This is a genomic window from Colwellia sp. (genome assembly GCF_013215345.1).
In the GTDB taxonomy this organism is placed as follows: Bacteria; Pseudomonadota; Gammaproteobacteria; order Enterobacterales; family Alteromonadaceae; genus Colwellia.
This window is the reverse complement of the sequence record NZ_JABSOV010000056.1, coordinates 17,102-27,455: the sequence shown is the minus strand read 5'-3', so window position 1 is coordinate 27,455 and position 10,354 is coordinate 17,102. Positions and strand designations below refer to the sequence as shown.

Sequence of the window (10,354 nt, the reverse complement as noted above, 5' to 3'; positions counted from 1 at the left end):
AGATTTCTCATAGTGAAGGTGAGTTACTAAGGCTCAATAATCAACAGCAAGCCATGGTCATTCAAGCACAGCAACTTGTGCAAAACAGCCAAGCGGCTCAGGCTATATTTGCTAGCGACACTGATGATAAAGCCACGAATGGTGTTGAAGGTAATACCACAGAGCTAACCACTGGTCTTCTTAATCAAGCCGTTGTTCATAGTCAAAGCCAACAACTAAGCTTAAAACAAGCCGTGCAGTTAGCACAGCGTTATCATGTATTGGCAAATGAGCAACAAGTGCTGTCATTGCAGCAAGTAAAAGATAGTCAACAACTCAGCGTAACGGAGCAAGAATTAGCACAGTTACGTCAGGACTATAGTGCTGTTAAACAACAGAAAAAAGATGTTGAAACCTTACTTGCTCAGCAGCAAACTATTATGGCACTCAGTGAGCACAGAGCAAAACTGCAAGCAGATGAAGCTTGTCCTTTGTGTGGCTCATTAGAACACCCTGCGATAAATGATTATCAAGCCCTTGATAGTAATGAACACCAAAAGCGCTTATCCATATTGACTGATGAGTTATCTCAATTAGAAAAACAAGGTAAAGCGCTTAATAGTGCGCAAGTGCAATTAACAGAGCGACTTTCTAACCAGCAAGATCGCCTGCAAAGCATAACTAACGAGCAAAATTCTATCGGACAAAACTGGAAGTCGTTAAATGTTAACCAAGTTGCCTTAGCAGATACTCACGCAGAGCAAGCTTTAAATGAGCAATTAAACACTTCTTGTCAGCAATATGCTGAGTTACTTTCCTTGCAACAAGCGCTGCAGGAAAACAGTCAAATTCAACAACAAAGTTTTGAGAATATTACCTTAGGAGATAAGCAGTTAGCTACGCAGATAAATCAATTACATTTGTTGCAAGAACAAGGTAAATCACAAGGTGAGCTTAAGACAAAAACTGCCAATAATTTAGCATTAGAGCAACAGGCGATTGTCACATTGAATGGACAATTGTTGGCGGACATTAATGGTACAGGTATTGATACTCAAATAGCCCTACCTACTGTTCCGGTAAGTGCTGATGAAGACAGCCAAGTTCAGTCGATATGTATTGATGAAAGTTGGCTAAAATCAGTACAGCAACAGGGACAATATTATCAACAAATTGTCAGTAGTCAGCAAGCTGCACAAGAGCACTTAACTCGCCTTGAACAAAAGTTGGGTTTACTGAAACAACAAGTTGAGCAGCAACAGCAGTTTCATAACCAAGCAAAAGCGCAATTAACTCTGCAAGAAAGTGAAATTACGGCTCAAAACACATTACGTATTAGCTTGTTCATTGAACTTGATGTTACCGATACTAGCTTACAAAATACGGTTGTATTAAGAGAAAACATAACTACACAACGAGCAGCTAGTGATAAGGAACTTGAAGAGGCGAAAGGTCTTCATCAAGCAGCAATATCAGCGCAGCAGGAAAATAAAGGCCAGTTAAATACTGCCAAATCACAATTAGAAAGTGTGGTTAAGCAAAATGACAGCGCCAACAGTGATTGGCAAAAGCTAATGTCTGTCAGTGATTTTACCGATGAGCAACAGGTGTTAGTAGCACTACTTAGTAGCGATAAAAAACAGCAACTGAGTAAACTTGCCGATGACATTAGTGATAGTAAAAAACAAGCGCAAGTTTTGCTAACACAAGCTGAAAAAGTAACCCTTGAATTGCACGAGCAAAAGGCTAAGTTAAGCGAAAGTGGCACTGTTGATTTTGATGAACAATCCGTTTCAATGAACTTAATCAAGGTATCAGAACTGCTGAAGCAGTGCCAGCAAAAAATGGGTCAGTTTGGTCAACAAATAAACCAGGATAAAGCCAATAAAAGTCAGCAACAAAACCTACTTGAGAAAATCAAACAAGCGCAACTTTCTTTAGATGATCTAAGCCACCTTAATGCACTTATTGGCTCAGCCGATGGCGCCAAGTTTAGGCGTTTTGCCCAAGGCTTAACACTGGCTAATTTGGTCCATCTAGCGAATGCACAATTAGATCGCCTTTTTGGTCGATACCAACTGCAGTGTCAGCAAAGCGATACCTTAGCTTTAGAAGTTGTTGATACTTGGCAAGGAGATACCGCTCGCGATATTAAAACTTTATCGGGCGGTGAAAGCTTCTTGATAAGTTTGGCGCTAGCCTTGGCGCTTTCTGATTTAGTCAGTAATAAAACCAGTATCGACTCCTTATTTCTCGATGAAGGTTTTGGCACCTTAGACAATAATACACTGGAAGTAGCGCTTGACGCTCTGGATAATTTAAACGCCTGTGGCAAAATGATTGGCGTCATTAGCCATGTTGAGGCGTTAAAAGAGCGTATTGGTGTGCAAATTAAAGTAAGAAAACTCAGTGGCTTGGGCGTTAGTAGTTTAGATAAACAGTATGAATTTCATGCCGAGGTGGTTACTGAGTGACCGCATATTCGACCAACACACTAAGCACTAAGCTTTAAATAAATAATAAGAAATAATAGGTAAGGATACTTCGTTGGAAATTTGGATTTATTTTACGCTGTTAGCGGCGACTATGCAGGCGGTAAGAACCGCAGGACAAAAACAGTTATCAGCTAAACTTAACTCAATGGCAACAACAGGTGTTCGTTACCTGTATGCCTTACCATTTGCTTGGTGTTACCTATGGTGGATGCTTGATTTTAAACAGTTAGCAGTACCAGTCCTCAACAACTCATTTTTACAATACTCGCTCATCGCTTGTGTAATGCAAATATGGGGCACTGCCTGTTTAGTGGCCGCTTTTCGCTACCGTAATTTTGCTGTTGCTACCAGCTTGGCTAAAACTGAGGCCATTCAAGTTGCGATTGTTGGCGCTTTATTTTTTGGTGCTACGCTTTCTGGTTTAGGCTGGTTCAGTGTTGTTGTTGGTGTGGCTGGTGTGTTTTTAGTATCGAAAGTGAAATATAGACTGAGAGATATATTAGCTGACTCCCAAAGCTTAATTGGTATGGGTTATGGCTTAGCTGCTGGCCTAGGTTTAGCTATCACCACTTTACTCATTCGAGAGTCGAGTTTGGCACTGAATACTGACTTAATGCTCAGCGCTGCCGTTACTTTAGTGCTTATGATCACAGTGCAATCGGTCATTTCTCTGATTTATATCACCCTGCAAGATAAATCACAATTACCTTTAATGCTTAAACATTGGCGCTTATGTCTATTTGTTGGTATTACCAGTGTACTAGGTTCAATCGGTTGGTTTACCGCGGCGAGTTTTCAAAATGCCGCTTATGTCAAAGCCTTGGGACAAGTTGAGTTCTTTATTACTTTGGCGCTAACTTATAGAGTATTCAAAGAAACCATCACCTTAAAAGAGTATGCAGGTATGTTCTTGATTGTCTTAAGTGTTGTTATCTTACTCTTATGGGCATAACCATATGCATATAGTTATATGGAAAAGCAGTACGGGCCTCAATCGGCTTGCTTAGGCACTAAAGTCATTTAAACTATTTTAAATAAAGACTAAAGCAGGGTAAACTGCACACTATTAAAGAAAATATTATTTTACTCTTATGAGTATCAAACTGAAGTATTAAAGAAGAGATCACTATGAATATTGCTGAAAAAACCGTTGCTCACTTTCACTACACCCTTAAAAATGAAGCGGGTGAAGAATTAGAATCATCAAACGGTCATGAGCCTTTAACTTACTTACATGGCGCTAACAATACTTTAGCTGGCCTAGAGAAAGCTTTAACAGGTAAAGCAACAGGTGATAAGTTTTCAGTAACTTTACAACCAGAAGAAGCTTACGGTCCTTACCAAGAAGGTTTAGAGCAACGTGTACCTGTTAAACACTTACAAGGTTTACCAAGCAAAAACGCTAAATGGAAAAAAGGCATGACCGCAGCAGTACATACAGAGCAAGGTCAACGCCAAGTTACTGTGCTTAAAGTTGGTAAGTTCATGGTGACTGTTGATATTAACCCACCATTAGCAGGTAAAGTGCTTACTTTCGATATTGACATCGTTGACGTACGTGAAGCGACTGACGAAGAAGTTCAACACGGCCATGTTCACAGTGCTGATAGCAGCTGTGGTCACGATCACTAGTATAAAAGTCAGGTGAGTTAGCCTTGGTCGTTGATAAGCTGATTTACAAAATTATAGATAACTAATCTATAAAAAAAGCGCTAAGCAGTTAAACTGCTTAGCGCTTTTTTTATATGTGACTATTCATATATTACGAGATTTATTTTCCATAGACAAAGTAAACAACTCTCAAACTTTCTCTCAGGTTTACCTATAAATTTTGGGTTAATCGCATAGTCTGGAAAGTGCACATCAATGTTAATAAACCGCCACTTTGGTATCAATTTCTATGAGTTTATTAATAAGTATCGCATTGAAGAAGCAAAGAAAATGCTTGTCGACCCCGAGTATAAAAATACGACCATAACCGACATATACCTAGCTGTTGGTTTTAATAGTAAGTTAGTGTTCTAACACCATTACAATTAATACAAACGGTCTTTCTACATAGGACTACAGTATATATATTGGTTATATTAGGCTTTCAACATCTCCTCAAAAGTAAATTCACTTCACGGTTTAATTTTAAGATTAAACCACATTTAAAGTTAAACCCTTTAAAACCAAGGGGTACTCGGTGTGTGTCACTCTTTATTTTTAAATTTTTCAATAAAAAACAAAAGAGAGACGACTTTTTTTTTATAACAATTGATATTTCATCATGATTACAAAGCTTCTAATTCTCGTTCACTTTTTTGAACTTATAACATTGGCATTTTTGTTAATCACACAAACAATTATAAGGGAATAGTCATAATGAAAAATAATAAATTGAGAAACAAGTTTCCAAAAAAGCCTTTGAGCTACTTAACCAGTTTAATCTTGTTCACAAGTAGCCATGTTTATGGCGATGTTGGTAAATTATTATGGGAAGATAATTTTAATAATTTAAATCCTGACGCATGGCATGTCGATATAGGTGATGGTTGTGACCAAGGATTATGCGGCTGGGGTAACCAAGAATTACAATGGTATGGTGAAAGTAATACCTATATTGCTGACGTTCCAGGAGAGTCAGGTAACAAGGCACTGGTATTAGAAGCTCGCGATGAAGCAAGCAATGGCTATGTTTTTACCTCCGGTAAAGTCGAAAGTAGCAATAAAGTAGCTGTGCAATACGGTATGATTGAAGTGCGTATGCAAGTCCCTGATGTAGGTATTGGTTTATGGCCAGCTGCTTGGATGTTAGGTACCACGACTCAATCTTGGCCAGCTAAAGGCGAAATTGACATGATGGAGATGGGGCATAAAGCTTCAGGTCGAGCTGAGGCAGGCCACCCTGATGCAGATATCAACAGTTATGTCGGCTCTAATTTAATTTTCTATACTGATGCTGCTTGTAGTTCTGGCAATCCAACCTGTGCAGCCAGTACAGCATGGCAAACCGATAATGCTCATGTTTCAACATCACCATTAACAAACCGCTTTGTTACTTACCGTACTTATTGGACTGAAACATCCATTCGCTTCACTGTTGAAGACAATGGCGTTGAAGTTGATATGTACGACTCTCCGTTTAACATCTCAGAAGAATCGAATGAGTTTCAAGCACCTTTTTACTTGCTACTTAACTTAGCAGTTGGTGGTAACTTCACCGATGCCGCAACTAACAATCAAGTTACAGCAGCAAAACCTGCAAAAATGTATATTGATTACGTACGAATATATGAATTAGATGGCCAGGGTGAAGTTTTTATTGGTAGCCAAACGGTCGCTGAAGCAGGCACTTTTGGTATTTTTACTGATAATACACCAACGAATAACAAACTTGTTGCGGGTCAAAGTTCAGACATTTATGTGTGGAATCAAAACTCTGTTACTGAAGGAAGTCTCTCTGCAGATGAGGGAGACAATGTTATTGCGTGGAATTACACCTCGTCTAATGAATGGTTTGGCGGTGGTATTCAATCGCGTCAAGTACGGGATTTAAGTAATTTCAATGATAACGGTGAGTTATCCTTCAGAATTAAAATACCCGCAGATGTCTCTTTTAAAATAGGTATTGCTGATACTTATACCAATCAAAATTGGGTCGAATTTCCGGCTAACACTACCGCTTATGGTTTAGTACGTAATGGTGATTGGGCAACTGCCACCATTCCGGCAGCAGATATCCGAGGTAACTTAGTTGCATTACAGTCATTAGAAGGCATGTTTAATATCGCCAGTGTTGATGGTCAGTTACCTACAGGGCCTTTTGAAATGGCCATTGATGATATCGTTTGGACTGGTGGTGGTGATGTTATCATTACTGATTCCGACGGTGATGGTGTCGATGATATTTTAGATAACTGTGCAAATACACCCGTTGGTGCCACAGTTGATGCTAATGGCTGTGAAGTTGTTGTGATAGTTGACACCGACAATGACAGTATTATTGATGACAATGATTTATGTCCTAATACAGCAACTGGCGTAGCTGTTGACTCGACCGGTTGTGCAATCATAGTTGCGCAAAGTCGCTTAATACAAGCGGAAGATTATACTAACTTTTCTGATACTACCGCGAACAACATTGGTGGTCAGTACCGTAACGATGCGGTAGATATTGAAGTTACTACAGATACTGATGGCGGTTTTAATGTCGGTTGGATTGAAAGTGGTGAAACGCTTGATTATACCCTTGAACTTGGCGCTGGTAGTTACGATATTAGCACGCGCGTTGCATCACAAACCAATGGCCGCTATACCTTAACCCTAGATGGCCAGCCATTTGGTAGCGATAGTGTAGCGACTGGAGGGTGGCAAGTTTTTCAAAGTCATAACTTAGGTAATATTACCTTAACTTCAGGCGAGCATTCGCTACGTATTACCTCTGGTTCTGGTAACTTCAATATTAATTGGATTAACTTGGCATTAATTGATACCGGACCTATTGATGCGGATAACGATGGTGTACTCGATGATGTTGATCAATGCTTAGGCACCGCCGCGGGCGCTGTTGTCGATGAAAACGGTTGTGAGGTTATTGTACCTGTTGATGCAGATAACGACGGTGTACTTGATGATGTTGATCAATGTTTAGGCACTGCCGCTGGAGTTACTGTTGACGGTACTGGTTGTGAAGTTGTAGCTCTCGAAAAATTAGGTGTCACAGGCAGTTCAGCGACAAATGTTGAATTCTTTGTCAATCTAAATGGTTGGGCCGATGTACATTATATTTTAAACGGTGCTGGGCAACAAAACTTCCGTATGACTAATAATGGGTCAAAAAATACGAGAACACTCTCAGGTTTATCAACAGGCGATGCGATTGAGTACTCTTTTACCTATCAAGATGACGATGGTTCGGTTAAAAGATCATCATGGTCAACGTATGCCTTTAATGGTCAAAGTGAGCAAGATAGCGACAATGACGGTGTAATCGATAGCCTTGATCAATGCGCTAATACACCAGCCAATACGGTTGTTAATGAAATAGGTTGTGCTGTCGTTGAGGAGATATTTGGCATATCTACAACGTCTGCAGATAGCGCTGAATTTTTTGTTAACGTTAATGGTTGGGCTGATGTGCATTACATTTTAAATGGTGCTGGACAGAAAAACTTCCGTATGACACAAACAAATAGTGACAATTACAAAGGCCTTAACGGTTTGATTCAAGGTGATGTAATTGAATATTCTTTTACTTATCAAGATGATGATGGCTCAGTTAAAAAATCTGAATGGTCTACTTATACCTTTGCTGAAATGATGGTTGGTGATTCTGATAATGATGGGATAAATGATGATATCGATGCTTGCCCTTCTACTGCTAATGGCGTCGCTGTTGATGCAGTAGGCTGTCCGATAGACAACTCTGGTACTGATACCGATGGCGATGGTGTTGCTGATGTTCAAGACCAATGTCCCGGTACTTCAGCGGGCGCACCAGTTAATGCGCTTGGTTGTGAAGTATCAACGGATGTACTTGAAGTGACATCTGCTAACGAAATATTAGTTGGTGGCGCTGGTTCAACAAATCCTGGTCACAGCCTTTATGTTTTTGATAACGATTTAAGCGCTAATGGTAGTAACTGTAACGATGACTGTGCAGCGACATGGCCTCCTGCTTTAGTTACCGATGGTGTTGCTACTGGTGTTGGCAGTTTAGGTACTGTTACTCGTAATGACGGATCTTTACAGGCAACTTATAATGGCCGCCCATTATATTTCTACGCAAATGATACTGCAGCTGGGCAAACAAGTGGCCATGGCGTTGGTAATGTTTGGTGGGCGGTTGAATATGGTACAGGCAATATTGTGCCATTATTTAGTGCTAATACTTCATTAGAACAAGCTATTTCATTCGACCGTGGCGATGCATTAGTGACACGCTTTGCTGATCGTGGTCGTGACCGTCATGCAAAAGAAGATCATTTTCAGGTCTATGATCATTATTTAAGCCATTATTGGACGCACAGAACCGCACAATTTGAGTTTGTAGATTATGTAGCCAAAGGCGGTTCTTCAATTGAAGTGACTTTTATAACTGAATGGAAATTAGGTGCTCGAGAGTTCAGGGCTTGGTATCGTGGTTTAGGAACAGTCGCTGAGTATCATGGTAATTATTTTGGCGGAGGCACGGTTGTTGAACTAGATAACGGTCGCTACGATGATAATTTTAATAAAATTAGTGATATTGGCGATCAGTATCGTTATCGAGTTATTGTTGATGATTATCGTCCATTAAACTGGTCAGCATCAGATGGCTCATTGCCATTATCAATTGGTCAACGTATGGAAATAGAAGTTAGCCAGTTTTTAGATGCTGTGCCTGAAGGGCGTAATAATTATTATGGTACAACTTATCTTTATATTGTCGGTCAAGGTCTAGTCCCTTGGAAGACCGTTGGGGATTTTACTGACCCTTCATCTGAGCGAGAAGACTCTTATCCTATTGCTGCAAAGGGTTGGTTAGGTGGTAATACTACGTTGCCGTACAACTATACCGCCGAGCCGGATAACCATTTCATGCAAATGGCGACCAATTTATCTAATATTAATGGTCAACCATTTGTTCAAGGTCGACGTGTTCACCATACTGACTTTGAAACCGGTCAACATGATGAACGCATTGCAAATGGTGTATTTGATGAGTTGGCAGGAAAAGCAGGTACGCATTATGTCAATACCTCTTGTTCAAACTGTCATGAGCGTAATGGTCGAGCTTCGGTCGCTGATATTGGTTTATCACTTGATAAATGGGTATTCAAAGTTGCTGCTGCCAATGGTCAAGCTGACCCACAAATTGGTTCGGTATTACAACCTAACAATGTTGGCATCGACCCAACGTTAGGCGAAGGTACAGTATCAATTGCATCATGGACTGAAAGTAATGGTTTACGTTCACCTAATTATTCCTTTTCTAAAGGAACTCCTGCCTTATTTTCCGCTCGTTTAGCGCCACAGCTGGTTGGTTTAGGTTTATTAGAAGCGATCAGTGAAACAACGATACTTGAACGTGAAGATGCAAGTGATGCAAATGGTGATGGTATCTCTGGTAAAGCTCAGCGATCAACGGATCCGGTAACCGGTGAAACACGTTTAGGCCGTTTTGGCTATAAAGCAGGCGCTTCTAGTGTTAAACACCAAGTTGCTGGCGCACTAAATACTGATATGGGGGTAATGACATCTGTCAAACCAACGCCTGATTGTGGCTCGGCACAAACAACTTGTGGTAATACTACAGGCAGTGAACTGTCAGATAAACACTTAGATAACCTCGTTAAATACATTGCTTTGCTTGGGGTTCGCCCTCAGCGTGACCTTGATGACGCCAATGTGATTTTAGGTGAAACTAAGTTTAATCAAGCGGGTTGTGAAAGTTGTCATCGAGACAATATGCAAACCAGTGAGTTTAGCCAGTTGTCTGAGTTACGTAATCAAACTATTCGTCCATTCACTGATTTATTACTGCATGATATGGGCGCAGGGTTAGCCGATAACTTAGGAGAAGGCGAAGCAACAGGTGCCGAGTGGCGTACTACGCCATTATGGGGACTTGGTTTATCAGCTTGTGTAACTGGTGGTGTAACTAATCCAACAGGTCATCAAGGTGATGAAGTTTGTACACCTGATGCAAGTTATTTGCATGATGGTCGTGCTCGAACCATTGAAGAAGCGATTTTATGGCATGGCGGCGAAGGTGAGAATTCTCGTATTGCCTATGAAAACCTTTCAGCTTCAGATAAAAGTGCATTGTTGAGTTTCTTAAAGTCACTTTAACAAAAATAACAAAGCAAACCTGTTAGAGAGCCGAAACCTGCGAAGGTTTCGGCTTTTACGTA

Annotated in this window: 5 protein-coding genes; all 5 read left to right on the top strand. The window is 40.4% G+C overall.

All coding sequences use genetic code 11. From position 1 onward, the window contains the following. Nucleotides 1-2,453, top strand: a 2,453-nt coding sequence (locus HRT50_RS10340) for an SbcC/MukB-like Walker B domain-containing protein (RefSeq protein ID WP_291614081.1), incomplete at its 5' end; no start/stop codon positions are given. Between the two features lie 73 nt (nucleotides 2,454-2,526). Further along, nucleotides 2,527-3,426: a DMT family transporter gene (locus tag HRT50_RS10335; RefSeq protein ID WP_291614079.1), complete on the top strand. Its 900-nt coding sequence runs from the start codon at nucleotides 2,527-2,529 to the stop codon at nucleotides 3,424-3,426. A 176-nt stretch (nucleotides 3,427-3,602) separates the two neighbouring features. Next, entirely contained in the window at nucleotides 3,603-4,106 is a 504-nt protein-coding gene (locus tag HRT50_RS10330) for a peptidylprolyl isomerase (RefSeq protein ID WP_291614077.1), read from the top strand. A 234-nt stretch (nucleotides 4,107-4,340) separates the two neighbouring features. Then, nucleotides 4,341-4,499: an AraC family transcriptional regulator gene (locus HRT50_RS10325; RefSeq protein ID WP_291614076.1), complete on the top strand. Its 159-nt coding sequence runs from the start codon at nucleotides 4,341-4,343 to the stop codon at nucleotides 4,497-4,499. Nucleotides 4,500-4,841: 342 nt separating this feature from the next. Then, nucleotides 4,842-10,292 (top strand): di-heme oxidoredictase family protein, encoded by a 5,451-nt coding sequence (locus HRT50_RS10320; RefSeq protein WP_291614074.1) that lies wholly within the window; start codon nucleotides 4,842-4,844, stop codon nucleotides 10,290-10,292. Nucleotides 10,293-10,354 lie beyond the last annotated feature (62 nt).